This is a genomic window from Hyalangium versicolor (assembly GCF_020103695.1).
Lineage (GTDB): Bacteria > Myxococcota > Myxococcia > Myxococcales > Myxococcaceae > Hyalangium > Hyalangium versicolor.
Map to the genome: position 1 here is coordinate 119,967 of NZ_JAHXBF010000011.1, position 20,784 is coordinate 140,750.

18 protein-coding genes are annotated in these 20,784 nt (G+C 67.5%); 10 read left to right on the forward strand and 8 right to left on the reverse strand.

What is annotated here, in order from left to right; translation table 11 throughout:
- Positions 1-19: 19 nt before the first annotated feature.
- Positions 20-5,452, reverse strand: coding sequence for a methyltransferase domain-containing protein (locus KY501_RS53680; RefSeq protein WP_304608634.1), 5,433 nt, complete (start codon positions 5,450-5,452; stop codon positions 20-22).
- 104 nt (positions 5,453-5,556) lie between these two features.
- Between KY501_RS53680 and KY501_RS23375 the strand changes: the two genes are divergently transcribed.
- The 3 genes from KY501_RS23375 to KY501_RS23385 all read left to right on the forward strand — a co-directional run bounded on the left by KY501_RS23375 (position 5,557) and on the right by KY501_RS23385 (position 10,473).
- Entirely contained in the window at positions 5,557-6,360 is an 804-nt protein-coding gene (locus KY501_RS23375; protein ID WP_224365463.1) for an IF-2 protein, read from the forward strand.
- Between the two features lie 513 nt (positions 6,361-6,873).
- Positions 6,874-9,342, forward strand: a complete 2,469-nt coding sequence (locus KY501_RS23380; RefSeq protein ID WP_255636805.1) for a ribonucleoside-diphosphate reductase subunit alpha — start codon at positions 6,874-6,876, stop codon at positions 9,340-9,342.
- A 120-nt stretch (positions 9,343-9,462) separates the two neighbouring features.
- Positions 9,463-10,473, forward strand: a complete 1,011-nt coding sequence (locus KY501_RS23385) for a ribonucleotide-diphosphate reductase subunit beta (RefSeq protein ID WP_224365465.1) — start codon at positions 9,463-9,465, stop codon at positions 10,471-10,473.
- 18 nt (positions 10,474-10,491) lie between these two features.
- On the opposite strand, the gene KY501_RS23390 is transcribed toward KY501_RS23385, so the two are convergent.
- From KY501_RS23390 to KY501_RS23420, 7 genes are all read right to left on the reverse strand, one after another.
- Positions 10,492-10,899 (reverse strand): hypothetical protein, encoded by a 408-nt coding sequence (locus KY501_RS23390; RefSeq protein WP_224365466.1) that lies wholly within the window; start codon positions 10,897-10,899, stop codon positions 10,492-10,494.
- A 274-nt stretch (positions 10,900-11,173) separates the two neighbouring features.
- The gene (locus tag KY501_RS23395) at positions 11,174-11,998 is read right to left on the reverse strand and encodes a hypothetical protein (RefSeq protein WP_224365467.1); all 825 of its coding nucleotides are present in this window, start codon (positions 11,996-11,998) and stop codon (positions 11,174-11,176) included.
- The gene (locus tag KY501_RS23400) at positions 11,989-12,648 is read right to left on the reverse strand and encodes a hypothetical protein (RefSeq protein ID WP_224365468.1); all 660 of its coding nucleotides are present in this window, start codon (positions 12,646-12,648) and stop codon (positions 11,989-11,991) included. The genes KY501_RS23395 and KY501_RS23400 overlap by 10 nt, the downstream gene beginning before the upstream one ends.
- A 400-nt stretch (positions 12,649-13,048) precedes the next feature.
- Positions 13,049-13,864 (reverse strand): aquaporin Z, encoded by an 816-nt coding sequence (gene aqpZ, locus KY501_RS23405; protein ID WP_224365469.1) that lies wholly within the window; start codon positions 13,862-13,864, stop codon positions 13,049-13,051.
- A 207-nt stretch (positions 13,865-14,071) separates the two neighbouring features.
- Positions 14,072-14,605, reverse strand: a complete 534-nt coding sequence (gene hpt / locus KY501_RS23410; RefSeq protein WP_224365470.1) for a hypoxanthine phosphoribosyltransferase — start codon at positions 14,603-14,605, stop codon at positions 14,072-14,074.
- 10 nt (positions 14,606-14,615) lie between these two features.
- Positions 14,616-15,431 (reverse strand): uracil phosphoribosyltransferase, encoded by an 816-nt coding sequence (locus KY501_RS23415; RefSeq protein WP_224365471.1) that lies wholly within the window; start codon positions 15,429-15,431, stop codon positions 14,616-14,618.
- An 18-nt stretch (positions 15,432-15,449) separates the two neighbouring features.
- Positions 15,450-16,049, reverse strand: a complete 600-nt coding sequence (locus KY501_RS23420; RefSeq protein WP_224365472.1) for a thymidine kinase — start codon at positions 16,047-16,049, stop codon at positions 15,450-15,452.
- 173 nt (positions 16,050-16,222) lie between these two features.
- Between KY501_RS23420 and KY501_RS23425 the strand changes: the two genes are divergently transcribed.
- The 7 genes from KY501_RS23425 (at position 16,223) to rpsR (ending at position 20,777) form a co-directional block, all read left to right on the forward strand.
- Positions 16,223-16,630 carry a DUF5658 family protein gene (locus KY501_RS23425; protein ID WP_373691636.1) on the forward strand — a complete coding sequence of 136 codons (408 nt, stop codon included), beginning with the start codon at positions 16,223-16,225 and terminating at the stop codon, positions 16,628-16,630.
- 103 nt (positions 16,631-16,733) lie between these two features.
- Positions 16,734-17,033 (forward strand): septation regulator SpoVG, encoded by a 300-nt coding sequence (spoVG, locus tag KY501_RS23430; protein ID WP_224365474.1) that lies wholly within the window; start codon positions 16,734-16,736, stop codon positions 17,031-17,033.
- 41 nt (positions 17,034-17,074) lie between these two features.
- Positions 17,075-18,028, forward strand: coding sequence for a ribose-phosphate pyrophosphokinase (locus KY501_RS23435; protein ID WP_224365475.1), 954 nt, complete (start codon positions 17,075-17,077; stop codon positions 18,026-18,028).
- A gap of 174 nt (positions 18,029-18,202) precedes the next feature.
- Positions 18,203-18,922 carry a 50S ribosomal protein L25/general stress protein Ctc gene (locus KY501_RS23440; protein WP_224365476.1) on the forward strand — a complete coding sequence of 240 codons (720 nt, stop codon included), beginning with the start codon at positions 18,203-18,205 and terminating at the stop codon, positions 18,920-18,922.
- Between the two features lie 69 nt (positions 18,923-18,991).
- Positions 18,992-19,567 (forward strand): aminoacyl-tRNA hydrolase, encoded by a 576-nt coding sequence (gene pth / locus KY501_RS23445; RefSeq protein WP_224365477.1) that lies wholly within the window; start codon positions 18,992-18,994, stop codon positions 19,565-19,567.
- Between the two features lie 271 nt (positions 19,568-19,838).
- A complete protein-coding gene (gene rpsF, locus KY501_RS23450) occupies positions 19,839-20,312 on the forward strand; it encodes a 30S ribosomal protein S6 (RefSeq protein WP_224365478.1) in 474 nt (157 codons plus the stop codon).
- 45 nt (positions 20,313-20,357) lie between these two features.
- The gene (rpsR, locus tag KY501_RS23455) at positions 20,358-20,777 is read left to right on the forward strand and encodes a 30S ribosomal protein S18 (RefSeq protein ID WP_224365479.1); all 420 of its coding nucleotides are present in this window, start codon (positions 20,358-20,360) and stop codon (positions 20,775-20,777) included.
- Positions 20,778-20,784: the final 7 nt, after the last annotated feature.

The window sequence follows — 20,784 nt, forward strand, 5'->3', positions numbered from 1 at the left end:
CCATCCTAGCGGCGGAACATCACTCCTGCCCGTCTACCTTGGGGGGGACCCCCGGGTTCGGGATGGGCGGAGAGGTGGCAGGCCGACCCGATGCGGCACCCGAGCTGGGCGTGAGGACAGGAGGTCCCCCTGTTGCACCCGGAGTGGGGGCCAACGCGGGCCTGGAGCCCGTTCCGGGAGCAGGCGTGCGAACAGGCGTGGGCGGGACGGCGCCCGCTCCGGGCCGGAGAACCGGGGGACCTGCCGCAGCGCTAGCTCCGGGTGGCCGGGCCGTGGGTGCTCCGGGGATGGGAGGTTGGGTCGCGGGACGGCGGGCTGGTTCGGCGGGCTGCCCGGGGGACGTGACGGGTCGGGATGCCGCCGCGCGTCGAAGGTTGGCCAGCTCGGTTTCCCGCTCGGACAGGGTGGTGCGCAGTTCCTCTTCCTGGGTCTTCGCCCGGGCCAGGCCCTCTCGCAGGTCCTTCAGCTCGGTCTCACGGGCGTCTCGCTCGCCCTTGAGCCGCTCCAGTTCCTCGGCCATGGCGGGATCGACGGCAGGGGCCTTCCCTGCCTCGGCTTCCTCCAGCCGAGAGGTGAGCTCTCGCACCCGCGTCTCGAGCCTCGTCTGGTCTTCCAGGAGGATCTTCTTCTCGGCTCCCAGGCTCTCCGCCTCCTCGCGGAGCATCGGGAGTTCGCGCTGGAGCGCGGCGAGGCGCTCGGTGGCCTCCTTCTCACGCTGCCGCGCCGACTCCGCCACCTCGGAGGCTTCCTTCGCGCGCTGCTGGGCCGCCGACAATGCCTCAGCGCTCTCCTTCTCGCGCTGACGGCTCGTCTCCTGGGCTCCTTCCGCCGCCTGGGTGAGACGCGCGCGCTCGGCCCGCTCTGTCTCAAGCAGTCTCGTCGCCTCCGCGGCTGCGCTCTCCAGCGTCGAGACCTTGCCCTCCAACCGCACCCGCGCCGCCTTGGCCACCGTGAGATCCGACTGGAGACGCTCGCGCTCGGAGTTCAGGGCGGTGCGCTCGGACTCGATGCGGCTGAGGCGCTCCTGCTCTGCCCGGAGCGTCTCGTTCGCCTTGGCCAGATCCGCTCGGGCGGCTTCCAGCGCGGTCAGATCCGCTTCGAGACGGCTGATGCGCTCCTGGCTGGTACGCAGTGCCTCGTTGGCCTGGGCCAGCTCGCCGCGGCTCGTCTCCAGCGCGGCCGCGCCTTCCTTCTCGAGGGTCCCGCTCCGCTCCTGCTCCGCTCGGAGCGAGTCCTGGGCCTTCGCGAGCTCGGAGCGTGTGGACTCCAGATCGGTGCGAGCGGCCTCCAACGCCGCGCGCTCGGCTTCCAACGAGGCCTCCGCCGTGGAGGCTCGGCCCGCGAACCGCCGCGCGGATTCGAGCTGCACCCCGAGCAACTCCGCCTGCTCGTGCTCGGCCTTCAGACGCGCCCTCGTGTCGTTCAGCTCGGCGTCGAGCCGCGCGAGGTGGAAGTCCCGCTGCTGCAGGGCCTGGCTCATGCGCTGCAGCTCAGCGCCCAGCCGCATGATCTCGCCGCGAGCTGCCTCGAACTGAGCCACTCCGGCCAGCAGGCGCTGGCGCTCGGCATCCCACGCAACCTCCCGCTCGCGGGCCTGCACCAGCTCCTGCGCCCGCGCCGCGTTCCCCTCTTCCACCCGGGTGGTGAGCTGACGGGTCCGCGCCTCCGCCTCCGCGAGCGCATGCTCCAGCGTGGCCACCCGGGCGCCCTGCTCCGCCAACGCGGCCCGCTGCTCCCGAGAAGTACCTTCGACCGAGGTCTTCTCGGCCTCCAGGCGCTCCAGCGTCGCTCGGAGGTCCTTCTCACGGACCTCCGCCGCGGCGAGGCTCTCCGCGTTCGCGCCACGTTCCCGATCAAGAAGAGCCTTCAGTTCCTCATGGGCCGTGCGCTGTTCCGCCAGCCGCTGGTCGAGCGCCTCCAGCTCGGCGCGCAGCCGGGTCCCCGCCTCGCGCTCGGACGTCCAGCCGTTTCGAGCCTCCGAGAGCAGGGCCGCGATCTGCTCGCGCTCGCGCTGCTCCGTGTCCAGCGTCTCCTGGACCTGTGCGAGCGAGGTCTCGACGGCTTCGCGCTCCTTCCGCTCCGCCGCGAAGGCAGTACGCAGCTCCGCCAGCCCCGCCTCTCCTTCGGAGCGCCCCTGACGCTCGGCCTCGAGCTCCGCCCGGACGGTCTTCAGCGAATCGTCGAGCCGGACGTGCGCCTCGCGCTCCGTGGCCAGCTCCGCGCGCACCTCTTCGAGCGAGGTGCCCAACCGCCGCTGCTCCTGGCCCCCTGCTTCGAGCACGGCCCGGGACTGCGCCAGGGCCGCCTCCACCTGCGAGCGCTGCTCCTGCTCCGCCGCGTACTCCGAGCGCAGGCGGGACAGCAGCTCGTCCGCCTCCATACGCCGCTGCCGCTCCGCACTGAGCGCCGCCTGCGACGCCGCGAGCGCCTCCACGTCCTGCGAGTGCCCACTCTGCTCCGAGTCGAGCTGGGCCCGCAGCGCCGCGAGTGCTTCTTCCAGCCGGGCACGCTCCTGGCGCTCCGTGGCGAGCTCCTCCCGCGTCTTCGCGAGCGTCTCGTCGGTCCGGGTGCGCTGCCCCTGCTCCTCGGAGAGCGCGGCCCGGAGCTTCTCCAGCATCGTGTCGACCTGCGCGCGCCGAGTCTGCTCCGCCTCGAGCGCCGCCTGGGCCTGTGCCAGAGCCGCTTCGGCCTGGGTGCGCAACCCCCGTTCGCCGTCGAAATCCACCCGGAGCTGAGCCAGCGCATCTCCCGAACGGGCTCGTTCCCCGCGCTCGGTCTCCAGGACCGACCGGACCTCCGCCAGCTCCACCTCGATCCGGGAACGCTCCTGCCGCTCCGTCTCGAGCGTCTCGCCCGTCCGAGCCGCCAGGGCCTCCGCCTGACTTCGCGCCTGACGCTCGCTGTCGAGCTCCGACCGCAGGCCGGTCAGCTCCTCGGACAACTCCTCGCGCAGTTCCTCCCCAGCATCGAACTCGGACTGCAAGCCGGTGAGCTTCTTCTCCAGCTCTGCCCGCTGCTGGGCCCCGGTTTCCAGCTCCGCCCGGACTCCCGCCAGCTGCTGCTCCAGCCCGTCACGTTCCGTCTGAAGCCCGGCCAGCTGCTGCTCCAGCGCGCCGCGCCGCTGCTCCGCCGCCTCCAGCTCCGCCTGCAACCCGGCCAGCCGCTGCTCCAGCTCGGCGCGTTGCTTCGCTCCCTCCTCCAGCTCGGCACGAAGCCCGGCCAGCTTCTGTTCCAGCTCGGCGCGCTGTCTCGCACCAGCGTCCAGCTCGGCACGAAGCCCCGTCAGATCTCGCTGCAGCTCGTCGCGCAGCTCCTCCCCAGCGCCGATCTCGGATTGCAGGCCGGTGAGCTTCTTCTCCAGCTCCGTCCGCTGCAGTGCCCCAATCTCCAGCTCCGCCCGGAGACCCGCCAGCTCCCGCTCCAGACCGCCGCTCCGCGCCCGCTCCGCAGTGAGATCACCCTGGGCGATCTCAAGCTCCGCCGAAGCCTCGGCCACCTGCCGCTGCAGCTTCGCGCGCGTCTCCGTCAGCTCCTGGAGCTTCTGCTCCGCCTCGGCCAGCGCCAGCGCCGTAGCCGTCCGCGCCGCCGACTCGCTCTGACTCAGCGCCCGGACCTGCTCGAGCTGCTGCTCCAGGGCCTCGCGCGCCGCCGTCTCCCGCGCGAGCTTCACCCCGAGCGCCTCCGTCCGAGTCCGCTCCTCCTCGACAGCCTGGGCCAGCCGCTGCGCCCCCAACTCCCGCTCCGATTCGAGCGACTGCGCGAACGCCGCAGCGGCCTTCTCGCGATCCTCCTCCAGGTCCGCCATGCGGACACCGGCCGTGAGCAGATCCGCTTCGAGCTTCTCCGCCGACGCCCGTACCGCGAGCTCGACACGCTTGAGCTCCTCCAGCTCCGCAGTCAGCCGGGCCGCGTCCGCACGTGCCGATGCCAGCTCCGTCCCCAGCGCTCGCAGCTCCGCCTCGCGCTCCGCCAGACGGTCCTCCGCGGCCTGACGCTCGGCCTCGGCCGCCGTCACCCGCTGCCGACCCTCCTCCAGCCCCCGGGCCACCCGCGCCAGCTCCGCCTCTTTCAGGAGCAGCGCATCACCGGAAGCCTTGGAGTCCTCCTTCACCTGAGCCAGCTCGGCCTTCAGGTGCTCCACCGCGGCCAGGGCCTGCGAGTACTGCTCGGCGATGCGCAGCTCCCGCTCCCGCGCCGCCTCCGCCTGCCGCCGCCGATCCTCCACCTGCTCCTGCGCCCGATCCGCCGCGAGCCGATCCTTCTCCCGCGCAATCCGCAGGTTCGACAGCTCGTCCTGCAGATCCCGGACCTCGGCATACGCCTGGGTCAACCGCTCGCGCGTCTCTTCCAGCCCGGCAGCCACCTCCTCGCGCCGGGCCCGCTCCAGCCGCTGTGCCTCCTGAGCCGCCAGCACCTGCACACCCGCCTCGGCCTGGATGCGCTGCACGCCCTCCAGCTCCAGGCGCTGCTGCGTCATCCGCCGCTCGGCATCCGTGAGCCGCTCCTGAGCCACCTGCAGCTCCAGCTCGCGGCGCCGCAGCTTCGCGGCCAGCTCGTCCCGCTCACGGGCCTGCTCGGTGGTGCCCCGAGCCTGCTCCAGTTGCGCGGTGAGCCTCGCCACCTCGTCCCGAGCGAGTTCCAGCTTTGGATGCAGCGCCGTCACCTCCGCCTCGCGGTCGGACAGCTCCGCGCGCATCTTGGTGACGAGCTCCTTCTGCTTCCCGGCCCGCTCCTCCCAGGCCTTGGCGCGCTGGGCCATCTCGTCCAGTCGCCCCCGAGTGAACGCGAGAGGCTCTGGAGGCAACTGCACCCAGGTAGGGTCCACAATCCGCGCCGGCTCCTGGCCGGCCATCACGACAAAGTACGCCGCCTCGCCACCGCGGATGAGCGAGCCATCCACCTGGAGGCCCTCCCCGCGCTCGAAGGCGAGCTGGTACCCGAGCAACGGGCTCTGGGTGGCCACCTCCACATGAGGGAAGTGCGCCGAGAACACATCCAGCAGCTGCCCGTACGTGGGCGGAACGCCCTCCTCCACCTCCATGAGCTGCCACAGGGCCAGGCCGCCGATGTTGCGCAGGCCTCCAATCAGGTAGCCCTGCTTCGACACGAGCCGCGCCAGCTCCGCCAGCAGCGCCGGGGCGCGCACGTAGGGCGCCAGGTCCGCCACCAGCACGGTGTCGAAGCTGCCCGGCTCCAGGTCCTCAAAGACGTTGGCGCGGTAGCGCAGCGTGGCGCCACCATGGGCCTTCTGCGCGGCCTCGACGGCGGCCATGTCCGAGTCACACGCCACCACCACCCGGGCGCCGCGCTCCAACAGGAACCGGGCGCTCTCGCCGCCCGTGGAGGCTACCGAGTCCACCTCGAGCACCCGCCTGCGGGCGATGAGGCTCTCCACGAAGATGTAGCGGGGCAGCAGTTCACTGGGCCCCATGCGGCGGAATGTGGGATGCATGGGCAGCTTGGCGGATGGGAGTATAGCTGCCGGGACTCAGGTCCCAAGGAAAGCGCCGCCCCAGAAACCGGGCCGGACGATCGGATGATAGGAGAGCAGGCACGATGAACGGCAACCCACAGCAGGGCCTCGGCTCCCGAGCGATGCGAGCCCTCACACGGCTGGTGGTCACACTGCTCGTGCTGGCGATGGGCGGGGCGGTGGCGTTCCTGCTCTCCCAGCTCAACGCGCGCACCTTCACACTGCTGGTGGAGAACCGGCAGCTCATCGTCATGAAGGGGCGGATGCTGCCCTGGGGCGCCACGCCCTTCCAGCCGAGCGACGTGGGCCTGGCGGACACCTACGCTCCCATCCCGCTGGAGGACCATGACGTCCCCCTGCGTCTCCTCGCCGAGCGCTTCAGCGAGCGGGATGAGCTGGACCGGGCCCTCTTCTCAGAGCTGGAGGCGCTGGCCCGGCCGCGCATTGCCTCGGACGAGCCCCAGCGGGTGGAGCGCGGCGTCTACTACCTGCGCCGTGCCGAGCGCCTCACCGGGCTGAGCGAGGAGCAACGTTCCACCCTCAAGCGGATGCTGGCGGAGGTGGCCTACTACCAGGCCCGGCAGAAGATGGACGATGCGCGCAAGCTCATCAACGAGGCCCTCTCCCAGCTCCGGCTGGCCTCCGAGAGCGACAACCGGCACTCGCGCAACGCGAACCAGATGCTGACCCTGGTGGAACCGGCCGCCACCACGCTGGAGGAGTCTCTCCGCAAGGCCGTGCACACCCTCAGCGCGCCCCCGTCGCAGGAACAGGCCGCCCCCCCTACCCCCGCTGCCCCCAAGCCCCCTCCCCCGGCCGGCGAGCCCCAGACGGTGCCTCCCGAGGCCGCCCAGGATGGTCGCGACGCCGGCGGCGGGACGCCCTGAGCTTCCGCCTTCCGAACCCCACGGTGCTACAGGTAGGAACATGCCCGACAACCAGGGGATCAGCCGAAACGGGCGCGAAAACCCCTGTTTCTGAGGGTCCAGAATGGTCGGAAATGAACGCCCGGATCAGGCCCAGGAGTAGCGGGTTTTTGGGGCCTGGAAACTGCCTCACGAGGGTGGGTCAGGCCCACCTCTTGCTGGGGCCCTGAAACATCGTTTTGTGACGCGGAAAGAAGCGTCATCTACTGATCATAGATTGCAATCCGCGCGCCCGGCCGAACCCTAGATCTCGCGTTGACACCGGGCGGGCCCCCCAATAGGTTGTGCCTCCCCTTGCTGCCCGTCCCAGGGACGGGGGGCCTGCTGGGTAACCTTTTTTACAACCTGAAACGGATGCGGCAAGCCCCCCCGGTTTCCGAACGGGAGAGGTCTGTGCGCCGCATCTTCACTGGGAGTGCGCCGCCCGTGAACGTTGAGACCCCCGCCGCGAAGTCCGCTTCTGTCGTCCCGCCCATGCCCGCTCCGGAGGCCGCGCCGCAGACGCCCGCCGCTGAGCTGGCGCCCACGATGATGCGGGTGCGCAAACGCAACGGGAACACGGAGCCGGTGGATCTCAACAAGATCGTCCGGGCGGTGAGCCGGTGCTGTGTGGGCCTCCAGCGGGTGGACGCGCTCCGGGTGGCCACGAAGACGATCAGCGGCCTGTATGACGGGGCCACGACGAAGGAGCTGGACAGTCTGTCCATCCAGACGGCCGCGGCGCTCATCGTCGACGAGCCCGAGTACGCGCGCCTGTCGGCCCGGCTGCTGGCCACCTATATCCAGAAGGAAGTCTCCAACCAGGAGATCCACTCCTTCTCGCAGTCGGTGGCCTCAGGCCACAAGCATGGGCTCATCGCGGACCGGCTGCTGCAGTTCGTGCAGACCAACGCGCGCAAGCTGAACGCGGCCATCGATCCGTCGCGCAACGACTTGTTCGAGTACTTCGGCCTGCGCACCGTCTATGACCGGTACCTGCTGAAGAACCCGCAGACGCGTGAAGTCATCGAGACGCCGCAGGACTTCTTCCTGCGCGTGGCGTGCGCGCTGACGGACTCGGCGAAGGACGCCATCGAGCTGTACCGGCTGTTCAGCTCGCTGGAGTACCTGCCCAGCTCGCCCACGCTGTTCAACGCGGGCACTCGGCACGAGCAGCTGTCGAGCTGCTTCCTCCTGGACTCGCCGACGGACGAGTTGGAGGCCATCTACAAGAAGTACACGGACGTGGCGATGCTCTCGAAGTTCTCGGGCGGCATCGGCGTGGCGTACCACCGGGTGCGGGCGCGCGGCTCGCTGATCAAGTCGACGAACGGACATTCGAACGGAATCGTCCCGTGGCTGAAGACGCTGGACGCGTCGGTGGCGGCGGTGAACCAGGGAGGCAAGCGCAAGGGCGCGTGCTGCGTGTACCTGGAGACGTGGCACGCGGACATCGAGGACTTCCTCGAGCTGCGAGACAATACGGGTGACGAGGCTCGCCGCACGCACAACCTGAACCTGGCCAACTGGGTGCCGGACCTGTTCATGCGCCGGGTGGAGGCGGACGCCGAGTGGTCCCTGTTCGATCCGAAGTCCACTCCGCACCTGACGGACCTGTACGGCGAGGCCTTCGAGAAGGCGTACGCCGAGGCCGAGGCGAAGGGCCTGGCGGTCCGCAAGGTGAAGGCGCGGGACTTGTATGCGCGCATCATGAAGACGCTGGCGCAGACGGGTAACGGCTGGATGACCTTCAAGGACATCAGCAACCGGAAGAGCAACCAGACGGCGAAGGACGGCAACGTCATCCACCTGTCGAACCTGTGCACGGAGATCCTCGAGGTGACGAACGCCTCGGAGACGGCGGTGTGCAACCTGGGTTCGCTGAACCTGGGCCGGATGATGACCGAGGGGAAGTTCGACTTCGAGCGGCTGCGGACGAACGTGGCGCTGGCCATCCGGCAGCTCGACCGGGTGATCGACCTGAACTACTACCCCATCTCGACGGCGGCGGACTCGAACCGCAAGTGGCGGCCGGTGGGCCTGGGGCTGATGGGCCTGCAGGACGTGTTCTTCCAGCTGCGGCTGCCGTTCGACGCGCCCGAGGCCCGTGCGCTGTCGAAGAAGATCTCGGAGGAGATCTACTACTCGGCGCTCTGCGCTTCGTGCGACCTGGCCGAGCAGTACGGGCCGCACCTGGCGTTCGCGGACACGCGGGCGGCGCGGGGTGAGCTCCAGTTCGACTCGTGGAGCGTGGTGCCCGAGGACAAGGAGCGCTGGGACCTGCTGCGCGCGCGGATCCAAAAGGTCGGCCTGCGCAACTCGCTGATGATCGCGATTGCGCCGACGGCGACGATTGCGTCCATCGCGGGCTGCTACGAGTGCATCGAGCCGCAGGTGTCCAACCTGTTCAAGCGCGAGACGCTGTCGGGTGACTTCCTGCAGGTGAACAAGTACCTGGTGCGGGAGTTGCAGGCGCTGGGGCTGTGGAACGAGTCGATGCGCTCGCGGATGAAGATGTCCGAGGGCAGCGTGCAGGAGCTGACGGAGCTGCCGGCGGACCTCAAGGCGGTGTACCGGACGGCGTGGGAGATCCCCATGCGCTCGCTGATCGACATGGCGGCGGACCGGGGCGCGTTCATCGACCAGAGCCAGTCGCTGAACCTCTTCGTGGAGGCGCCGAACATCGGGAAGCTGTCCTCGATGTACTTCTACGCGTGGCAGAAGGGGCTGAAGACGACGTACTACATGCGCTCGCGTCCGGCGACGCGCATCGCGAAGGCCACGGTGGGCACTCCGGCGGGGGCGAGCATCACCTCGACGCCGAACATGCCTGCGGCCAGCGCGGCTCCTGTGGCGGCTCCGGCTCCGGTGGTGACGGCGGCGCCCGAGGCTCCGAAGTACACGGAGGCCGAGGCGGTGGCCTGCTCGCTGGAGAACCCGGAGATGTGCGAGGCCTGCCAGTAGGCCGCTGCACCCCTGCCTTCCTTGATTGACCTGGGGCGTCCCTCTGTTTCGAGAGAGGGGCGCCCCTTTCCTTCCGTTACGCCCCCAGACTTTCCCCATTTGCTTCAGAGGATGCCGCCGATGCTGCTGGACCCCGGGATGAACCTCACGCTGCGCCCGATGGCGTACCCCGCCTTCTTCGAGATGTACCGGAACGCCATCAAGAACACGTGGACGGTGGAGGAGGTGGACTTCTCCACGGACCTGGTGGACCTGCGCAGCAAGATGACGGACGCGGAGCGGCACCTGATCCACCGGCTGGTGGCGTTCTTCGCGACGGGCGATTCCATCGTGGGGAACAACCTGGTGTTGAACCTCTACAAGCACATCAACGCGCCCGAGGCGCGGATGTACCTGTCGCGCCAGTTGTTCGAGGAGGCGCTGCACGTGCAATTCTACCTGACGCTGCTGGACACGTACGTGCCGGATCCGGCGGACCGGGCGAAGGCGTTCGCGGCGATCGACAACATCCCGTCGATCCGGCGCAAAGCGCAGTTCTGCCTGAAGTGGATCGATTCGATCCATGACTTGAAGGAGGCGAAGACGAAGGAGGATCGGCGGCGGTTCCTGCTGAACCTGATCTGCTTCGCGGGGTGCATCGAGGGGCTCTTCTTCTTCGCGGCGTTCGCGTACGTGTACTTCCTGCGGAGCAAGGGTCTGCTGAACGGACTGGCGGCGGGAACGAACTGGGTGTTCCGGGACGAGAGCGCGCACATGGCGTTCGCCTTCGAGGCGATCAAGCTGGCACGGCAGGAGGAGCCGGACCTGTTCGACGCGCGGATGCAGGCGGACGTGATCGAGATGCTGCGCGAGGCGGTGGAGTGCGAGACGCTGTTCGCGCAGGACCTGCTGAGCGGTGGAGTGGCGGGGTTGTCGGTGCAGGAGATGCGGCAGTACCTGGAGTACGTGGCGGACCAGCGGCTGATGATGCTGGGGATGCAGCCGATCTTCCGGGTGAAGAACCCGCTGTCGTTCATGGACCTGCAGGATGTGCAGGAGCTCACGAACTTCTTCGAGCGTCGCGTGAGCGCCTACCAGGTGGGCGTGGGCGTGGGCGCGGCGAACGACGTGGTGCTCGACGCCGCGTTCTGATCAACCAACTCCGCGCCCTTAGTTGAAGTAGCCAAACAGCTGCTTCAACACCCTAACGATCTCTGGCCGTCGAGCTGCATCCTCTGCGGCCCGATAGATCAGGGAAATGAAGGCGTGTTGCTGCGGCGATTGCTCTCGAGAAGGACTCCAAGCTGAAAAGACGTGTTTCCGGCCCTCTGGATACTGCACCGTGCACGTGAAGGTGCATCCGTCGAATCCCATCTCCTTCCCATCTGGGATGCTTTCCGGCGCGAGTGCAGCCATCTCGTCCAGGAAGCGCACACCTTGTTCCGTGGAGAGCGCAATTCGCTCTCCATGCCCATGAGTTCGCACCCGGACGTATTCGCCCTCCGGGCCGAAGCACACCTCGATCTCGGCCGCGGGATGAAACGTTGGCACGAACCGAACCGCGTATCGCGTCGTCATGACACCGGCACGAATACTCCTTCTCCTTCATGACTCCAATGAAGGACAGGTTCCGGTACTTCTCCGCGTGTCCAGCCAGTAGCCCACGACGACGATGTACTCGAAGAGCTCCGAGCGAGCTTGGTGCCGGGTGGCGATATCGTCGAGGGCCTTCGCAAGGCGGAGAGTTCGAAGCCCGGCCACACCGTGGGCAGCAAGGTTGCCGCAACGAGAGCGGTCGAGCGCTGGAGATGACTGGGTTGCTCGTGTCAGTAGAGGCAGGAGTCGAACCTGCTCACTCCTGCTCGAGGGTTTGCTCGCGCTCGACGGCCCGTTTGCGCTCCTCCCACGCCTTCAGGGCTGACGCCACAGGGTGCAGCGAATGGCGCTTCAGTCTCCGGTGGTGGACCGCGAAGTGGAGTTCCCCTGCGATGAGGACGAAAGCATAGGGGCTGGCTGGGTGAGTCACCAGCCAAGCCTCCGCTTCCTCGCGCGTGTCGAACGAGGGCGTCTGCGGAGGAACTCCTCGCGCGGTGAGTACCTCCATCGCTGGCTCCACGGCGTAGTCGCGATACATGCCGCGCGTGTTGTCCTCGGGCGTGTACCAGAATTGGTAGTACTCATCGCCGACGAGGATGCGGGCCGGGCTCGGTGGCTCCTTGGCGTCCTTGAGCCAAACCTCCGCCTCCTCGCGGTGGGGGAAGTGCGCGATGGCTACCGGGGCGTACTTGAGTTGATGAAGGAAGAAGTCCTCGCCATCGGCGAACTGGCCCGTATCCGCGATGAAGTTCAGAAGCGCTATGAGCACGTGGACATGTCGCTTCTGCTCGGGCTCAGGGGTTTCGTCCAAGGTCCGGAGCAACAGCTCCAGCGCCAGCTTCGCGAGGCTCCCTTGCGAGTTCAAGCATGCGCTGACAGCAGGTTGTTCCGTGGGAGCCGTCTTCTGGAGGAACGCCTCGAAGCTGTAGAGCTGCCCGGTGACATGGACGAAGTCGCCGAGGGCCCGCAGGTAGCGCCAGAGCTTCTCCTCCTCCTCACGCCCTTCCAGGCTCGCGGCTTGTCGGCGAGGCGCGATGAGCGTCGCCGTGGTTGCCAGCGCATCATGAGGGATCACCTGCATGCCTCCGCGAGCTGGGCGGCGGGAGGCATTTCCGGGGAGGCATCTGTCATGAGGATGAGCGGCGCCAACACGAGAGCCGCTCCCGCAGAGCCAACGACCACGACAGCGAAGGCCACGCCAGCGATGACCACGACGGCGCCCACGGCGAGCTCCGTGCGGTGTTTCTTGATCCAGTCAACAGCAGGGTCTATCGCATCGAACTCAGCGGCGAATTCATCCGCCCATTCACCGCGCCCCTTCTTGCAGTCGATCGCGGCCTCCATGCAGTTGGTTCGACACCACCAGCCCCTGGCGATGCGCCATGGCTGCGCCTGGGTATCCATGTATTTGCGGTGGCCGATCACGAATGGCCTGCTGCTGTTGAGGCAGTCCCTGACGCACTGGTCATGGCGTCCGTCGCAATACGCGTTCAGCCCCGAGGAGGTTGAGACGCGCACGATGCCTCGATAGGGGCTCGCTGTGCTCAAGGTCTGCTGGAACTTCGCCAGGTCAAGCTCCTTCAGCGGAATCCAGGAGTGGGTCACCTGCCCATCGGGTTTTTGCTCAAAGATGAGAGCGTACCTGGACAGTTCCTGGGAGCGCGTAGGGCCAGCTTCCGAATAGCGCGGCGCGCCACAGGAAACGAGCATGAGGGCAAGGCTCAGCGCCATGGCTCTTCGTGTCACGGAGTCAATTCTCATGGCGGCGCGCCTCCAGTGGGATCAAGCAGGAGCCCGCCAACTTCCGCAAGGCGACATGCGAAAGCCCCCTGTTGCCAGGTGAAGGGGCTCAGAGGGGCTGCTCATCGTCTTTCCACCAAACGGGCTTCCCTGGGAACCGGATGCACTGAGCCCAAGGATTCCAGAGGCTTACGTGGAGTTCGGGTGTAGTGGCCTGGCGAGAGGCCGAGTTGCACTTCTGACGCCGTCAGAAGTAGCCAACGGGGAGCCTGATCTCGCAGTACCGTCCGCGAACGCCGACAGTCGCACCGTCTCCCAGCGCGGACGAATCGTCCGCGTCCGCGGACAGTCCCACCTGACTGAGCAGCAAGACAGGCAGGGCGCGGAGGCGTCAGCTCTCCGCTGGCCGCCGAGGGACAACGCGCTCGGCTCGTTCGCTCTCCAGGGCCTGCTCGGCTCGCGAGGCGGGGATCTCCACCACCGGGCGATGGACGGTTCGGTAGACCGCTGCGGCCAGCCCGCCACCCAGCAACGGGGCGACGATGAACACCCAGAGCTGCTGCAGCGCCCAGCCCCCAACGAATACCGCAGGCCCCAGGCTGCGCGCCGGGTTCACCGAGGTGTTCGTGAGGGGAATGCCCACCAGGTGGATCAATGTCAGCACGAGGCCGATGGCTACGCCCGCGAACCCAACGGGCGCTCGCACGTCCGTAGCCCCCAGGACGGTGAGCACCAGCAGGAAGGTAAGGACGATCTCCGCCAGGAAGGCCGCACCTGCGCCGTACTGCCCAGGCGAGTGAGCCCCAAACCCGTTGGCTCCCAGCCCCTGCGCCGCTGCCGAGTAGCCCTCTGGAGCCCCTCTCGCCAGCAACAACACGATGCCCGCTGCTACGATGGCCCCCAGGCACTGGGCCAGGAGATAGCCCGGAACATACCGGCGCTCGATCTTCCCGCACAGCATCAAGCCGATTGTCACCGCGGGGTTGACGTGGCAGCCCGAAATGGGGCCGATGGCATAGACCATCGCGAGCAGCGACAGCCCGAAGGCGAACGAGACACCCAGAAAGCCAATGCGCTCCCCCGCCAGGACGGCAGCTCCCACGCCTCCGAGCACGAGAACAAAGGTTCCTACGAACTCGGCGAGGTATCGTCGGATTGCCTCACCGCCTGCCGCCTGAGAACCCACCTTCGCCGTAGCATTCGCCATGGGGCACCTCCCAAGCGGGGCGCCCAGACCTCGACTGTCCCCGCCATGAGTGTTGACTCATGGTGACGCTGCTCACGCTGTCCGCAGGAGCAACACTCTTAACGAAGCACCGGCTGTCACGGCTGCCAAGGAGAGTGCTCCGGTTGCGCTCCTCTCCACGCCTGGGCGAGAGGAGCAGCCGGGTCTTCGAGCGCCCTCCCCACGTGCCTACTTCCCCTTCATCACTCCAATGAAGGGCACGTTCCGGTACTTCTCCGCGTAGTCCAGCCCGTAGCCCACGACGAACACGTCGTCGATCACGAAGCCCTTGTAGTCGATGTGGATCTTCGTCCGAGCCCGCGCCGGCTTCTCCAGCAGCGACGCCACCTTCAGCGACGCCGGATGCCGCGCCCGCAGGTTCTCCAGCAGGAAGCTCATCGTCAGCCCGGTGTCGATGATGTCCTCGATCACCAGCAGGTGCTTGCCCGCCATCGGCTTGCTCACGTCCGTGGTGATCCGCACCTCGCCCGTCGTCTCCGTCCCGCCCTGGTACGAGGACACCCCCAGGAACTCGAGCGTCAGCGGCAGATCAATGGCCCGCGCCAGATCCATCGCGAAGAACGTGGAGCCCTTCAGCACGCAGACCAGCGTCAGCTCTTTGCCCTGGTAATCCCGCGTGATCTCCGCGCCCAGCTCGCGCACCCGCGCCTGGACCTTCTTCTCGTCGATCAGCGTCCCGACGTCACTCTCGTAGAAAGCCACGGCTCGTCCCCTACACGTACGCGTTGTTCATGATCTCCCCGAAGCCGCCGCCTCCGGGAACGATGTACTGCCGCTCGTCCAGCCCCCGCTCCTTCTCCCAGTGCGTCCCCGGCTCCGTCCCGAACACCTCCGGCGGAGACATGCCCCGATCCAGCCGCAGCGCGTAGATCGTCACGTCCGGGTGCTCCGTCGTCAGCCGCTTCAGGTACTCCGGCGTGACGATCAGGTTCAGCGTGATGATCCGCCGAGGCTTCCCCGGCACCTTGTTCTTGTACAGCGAGATCGCCGTCGACAGGCTCCCGCCCGTCGCGCCCATCGGATCCGGGAACAGGACGATCGCGTCATCCACGTCCCCGCCGATCTTCGCTCCGCCGATGTTCGAGCCCACCACCGTGTGCTCCGCATCGATCATCCGGCTCATGATGATGTGGTCCTGCCGCACCAGCGTCGGATCCACCGTGACGTTCAGCAAGTCGTACGTCACCTGAGAAGGCAGCGTCCCCGCCCGAGCGATGTTCACCGTCACCACGCGCGTGTGCGCGTCGATCACCTCGCCCTGGAAGATGCCCTGCGGCGTCGAATCCACCATGCGCGTGGGGATGGCCACCATCTTCCGCGGGAACTCCGCGTTGATGACCGTCTTCACCAGATCCGAATACAGCAGCTCCACCAGGCGGTTGATCTGCGGCTGCACCGTCCCCTTGGCGCACAACGTCGCCAACTGGGAGAGGAGAAAAGGATTTCCCACCAGATGGACCTGCGGGCCATACCGGTGGTTCAGCTCGTTCAGCCGGAACGGCACGTTGGCATACAGCGTGTCGCGCATCGGACCCTCCTCTTCGATTCAGTCGAACAGCTTGAGCGTCTGGGGCGGCGTGGCCTCCGCCGGCTCCGGCACGTGGCACTTGCGGCAGCGCGCCTCGTAGGCCCCCGCCGCCCCCACCACCACCCGCTCCTCCCGAGCCGCCAGCCGCTGCGAACGGTTGGCCGGATTGCCGCACACCACACAGATGGCCAGCTCCTTCGTCACGTACTCGGCCACCGCCAGCAGCTGCGGCATCGGCTCGAAGGGGCGCCCCTGGTAGTCCTGGTCCAGTCCCGCACAGATGACGCGCAGCCCCTTGTTGGCCAGCGCCTCGCACACCTGCACCACCTCGGGACCGAAAAATTGGACCTCGTCGATACCGATCACCTGTGTCTCAGGCGACAAATGGTAGAAAATTTCTTCAGCCCTCTCGATGGGCGTAGAGACCAGTTTGAGCTGCGAGTGGCTCACGACCTGGGTCTCGTCGTAGCGGTCATCCAGCTTCGGCTTGAAGACCTGAACGCGCTGCTTGCCGTAGACGGCGCGCTTGACGCGGCGGATCAACTCCTCCGTCTTGCCGGAGAACATCGAGCCGCAGATGACCTCTATCCACCCGATATCTTTGGGGAATTGGTGCACGAGAAGATCCCCGTCCGTGGGCGGAGGGCGCGCGGATACTCATTCAGCCTCCCCACGGAGTCAATGACGGCGTGAGCCCCAGCCCTCCTTCTCGAGGCCTGCCCCGCGCCCCCGCTCACGCCTGCCTGCCCGCTCCTTTCCGGAGAGGCCCGGGAAGCTGGCAAGACTCTTGAATGAACCTACCCGCAAGATTCTCACGGGAGGTTCGGGTGGCGGCGACGGCACAACAGCAGGTACGGAGTTTCTGGGCGAGCTTCGAGTCGTTCTACCTCTCACCGGCCTCGGTGGCGCTGCTGGTGCTCAACCTCCTGGACGGGCTGTTCACGCTCACATTCCTCCAGTTGGACGTGGCCGAGGAGCTCAACCCGCTCATGCGCGCGGCGTACGAGAGCTCCCCTCTGCTGTTCATGGTGTCCAAGCTCGTGATCGTGAACGCGGGGCTGACGCTGCTGTGCATGCACCGAGGCCTGCGCGCAAGTCGACTGGCCATTCGGGCAGGCGCCCTCATCTACGCCATCATCAACGTCTACCACTTCGCCTTCCTGGCCCACCTGGTGCGCCACTGGCCCCACTTCGCATGACAACCGCACAACGTAGTGAGTAGCGAGGGACTTGCATTTAGGGGCCTCCTTGTCCCAGGCTTCCCGCCAGCACTGCTCTTTCGGGTTCCTGGTGGGGGGCCACATGAACATCACCGACGTCCGGGTGTTTCCAGTCGCAGAGGACAAGCTGAAGGCCTATGTGACGATCACCCTGGATCACTGTTTCGTCATCCGCGACCTCAAGGTCATTCACGGCGCCTCCGGGCTCTTCATCGCGATGCCCGCGAAGAAGCGCAAGGACGGCACCTACAAGGACATCGCCCATCCCCTCAATGCGGACACCCGCAGCGAGATGGAGCGGATCATCCTCCATGAGTACGAGAAGCAAACGGCCAACGGACATTCGCTGCACAATGTCCTGATGGCCGCTGAGGCCGACTAAGGCGCTTCCCTTGCGGGCGTGGGCGGGTTAGTAGCGCGCGCATGGCGCTCGCTCACGACTTCAAGGTGTTCTCCGGCAGTTCCAATCCGGGGCTGGCCCAGCGGATCAGCGATTATCTCAAGCGGCCGCTGGGCAAGGCGACGGTCGGCCGCTTCTCCGACGGGGAGATCCACGTCGAGATCGGTGAGAACGTCCGAGGACAGGACGTCTTCATCATCCAGTCCACGTGCCCGCCGGCCAATGATCACCTCATGGAGCTGCTGATCATCTGCGACGCCCTCAAGCGGGCGAGCGCGGGCTCGATCAACGCGGTCATGCCCTACTACGGCTACGCCCGGCAGGACCGGAAGGTGGCGCCGCGCACGCCCATCACCGCCAAGCTGATCGCCGACATGCTCGAGGTGGCTGGCGTCAACCGCGTGGTGTCCATGGACATGCACGCCGGGCAGATCCAGGGCTTCTTCAACATCCCGTCGGATCACCTCTACGGCTCGCCGGTGTTCCTCGAGGATCTGCGCAAGCGGTTCCCGGACACGCAGGATCTGGTGATCGTCTCGCCGGACGCGGGCGGCGTGGAGCGCGCGCGCGCCTACTCGAAGCGGCTGAACTCGGGCCTGGCCATCATCGACAAGCGCCGCCCGCGGCCCAACTCGTCCGAGGTGATGAACCTCATTGGCGATGTGAAGGGCAAGGACACCGTGCTGGTGGACGACATGGTGGACACCGCCGGCACGCTGGCCCAGGCGGCCGCCGCACTGAAGGACAAGGGCGCGCGCCGGGTGGTTGCCTACGCCGTCCACCCCGTCCTCTCGGGTCCGGCCATCCAGCGCATCACCGACTCGGTGCTGGAGGAAGTGGTTTTCACCGACACCGTGCCTCTGGCGCCCGCGGCGCAGGCGTGCTCGAAGATCCGCGTGCTCACCACGGAGCGGCTGTTCGGCGAGGCCATTGCCCGCATCCACCGGGCCGACTCGCTCAGCTCCCTGTTCGTCTAGGCGTGCGCCAGGCTGGCGGGCGGCTTGACTCCAGGCCCGCTGGCTGGCATGTGCCACCTCCACTCCACCGGCTCCCTCCATGAGGCGCCGTCTTCGGGGCCCGCCATCGGGGCGGGATGCCGAGGGCGCCAGGCGATCCGGTGGACACTCGCAGTCCCCCGAAGAGGCATTTCCATGTCCGTCGACAAGTCTACTCTCGAAGCGAAGAGCCGTCAGGGCGCCGGCAAGGGCGCGGCTCGCAAGCTGCGCGGCCTGGGCCTGGTGCCCGCCGTCGTCTACGGCAAGCACCTGCAGGCGCCGGTGCACGTCGCGCTGGATCCGAAGGCCATCCGCCAGTCCATCAACACCCCGCACAAGCTCAACACGCTGATCTCCCTAAAGCTGGACGGGGCCTCGCACCAAGTGCTGCTGAAGGACTACCAGATGGATCCCGTCACCCGCGAGATCCTCCACGCCGACTTCATCGCGGTGAAGGACAACGAGAAGGTCAAGGTGAACGTGCCGCTGGTGCTCACCGGTAAGGCCGTGGGCACCGCGGATGGCGGTCTGCTCACCCAGGCCCGCCGCGAGCTCGAGGTGTGGGCGCTGCCGCAGGCCATTCCGGAGAAGATCGAGGCGGATGTCACCCACCTCAAGATCGCCATGGTGCTCCACGTCAACGACATCAAGCTCCCCGAGGGCGTGTCGGTGAAGACGAACGTCAACTACACGCTGGCCGTGGTCAGCGCACCCGAGCGCGAGGAGGTTCCGCAGGCTGCTGCTGCTGCTGCGGCTCCGGCGGCGGGTGCCGCGGCGGCTCCGGCGGCCAAGGCAGGCGATGCCAAGGCGGGCGATGCCAAGGCGGGCGATGCCAAGGCGGCCGCGGGTGCGGCCAAGGCTCCGGCGAAGAAGTAATCTGGCGCTGGTTTGTCCGAAGCGGGGCTGGCCTCTCGGGGCCGGCCCCGTTTTCTTTAGGAGCCTCCCATGAAGCTCATCTGCGGGCTGGGCAATCCGGGGCGCGAGTACGAGCGGCACCGGCACAACATCGGGTTCATGGTGGTGGACGCGCTGCTCTCACGCGCTCGCGCCGAGCTGAACCAGGAGAAGTTCCAGGCGCGGGTGGGCCAGGGCTCGCTGGGCGGCGAGCGCATCCTCTTCGTGGAGCCGCAGACGTATATGAACCTGTCCGGCCGCTCGCTGGCCGAGGCGGCGCGCTTCTACAAGATCGCCGTGGAGGACATCCTCGTCATCCACGACGAGCTGGACCTGCCCTTCGGCCGGCTGCAGCTCAAGGCGGGCGGAGGCACGGGCGGGCACAACGGGCTGAAGAGCTCCGTGCAGAGCCTGGGCGCGGACGGCTTCATCCGCCTGCGCTTCGGCATCAGCAAGCCGGAGGGGCCCAACGCCAAGGAGCGCGTGGCCGGCTACGTGCTCTCCAACTTCGATGATGGGGAGCGGCGCCAGCTCGAGGAGTTCATCGGCAAGGCCTCGGACATGGCGGAGACGTGGGTGCGCGAGGGGCTCGCCACGGCGATGAACCGCTTCAACCGCAAGGCCTGAGCCCTTCCCGGGAGGCCAGCCGTTCCACAGCGCGTCAAAACGGCCACCTCCCGCCTTGACTTGAGGGGGGCCCCCCCGTAGAAGACCCCTCCCCTCCCCCCCCGGGGGGCGGGGATGTTCTTTTCCATCTTCCCGTGTTCGCACGGGACGAAGCGCGAAGGTGACGGGCGCGCTGTTTCCCGTCCCCGGCGGACGGCTCTTCGGGCCGGACGACCGTTTCCCCGCTCCCTGGATTGGCCAGGGGGCACTCGACCCCAAGGGGAGAGAAAACATGGCTGAGACACAGGCCGCGGTGCGGCTTCGTGAGTACGAGACCATCTTCCTGGTCAAGCCCGACCTGACTGACGACAACGTGGACCGCCTCAAGGAGCGCGTCCGTGGCATCGTCAGCCGCGAGGGTGGCAAGGTCCTCCGCTTCACGGTGTGGGGCAAGAAGAAGACGCTCTACCCCATCGCCAAGCAGCCCCGCGCCATCTACGTGCACACCCACTACCTGGGCAACTCGAAGCTGGTGGCCGAGGTGGAGCGCAACCTGCGCAACCTCGACGAGGTGACGCGCTACCTGTCCGTGAAGCTGGCCGACGAGGTGGACCCCGAGTCCCGGCCGGTGCTCGAGGACGTGAAGCTGGCGGGCGACGTGGAGGAGACCCGTCCGGGCGCCCCCGATCGCGACACGGGCGGCTTCCGCTCCGAGTCGGCCGACGAGGGTGGCGAGGCGGAGGAGGAGGGCACCGAGGAGGCCTAAACGCCCTTCGGTCTTCCACGGACCCTTTCGAGAACGAGAACGCTCATGAACGGTACGGATAACAAGACGACTTCCTCGGCTCCCGCGCGCTCTGGCGGCGGTGGCGGTGGCGGCCGCAGCTTCGGCGGCGGTGACCGCGGCGGCTTCGGTGGTGGTGACCGCGGCGATCGCGGCGGTGATCGGGATCGCGGTGGCGATCGCGGCGACCGCGGCGGCGGCATGGATGATGACAAGCGCGGCGGACGTGGCTTTGGCCGCAAGAAGGTCTGCCGCTTCTGCGCCGAGAAGAACACCAAGGTGGACTTCAAGGATCAGGCGACCCTGAAGTACTTCGTCACGGAGCGCGGCAAGATCATTCCCCGCCGCATCTCTGGCAACTGCGCGAAGCACCAGCGCGAGGTGGCCGTGGCCATCAAGCGCGCTCGCGGCCTGGCGCTCCTCCCCTACAACGCGATGGTGGGCTAGTCGGCCC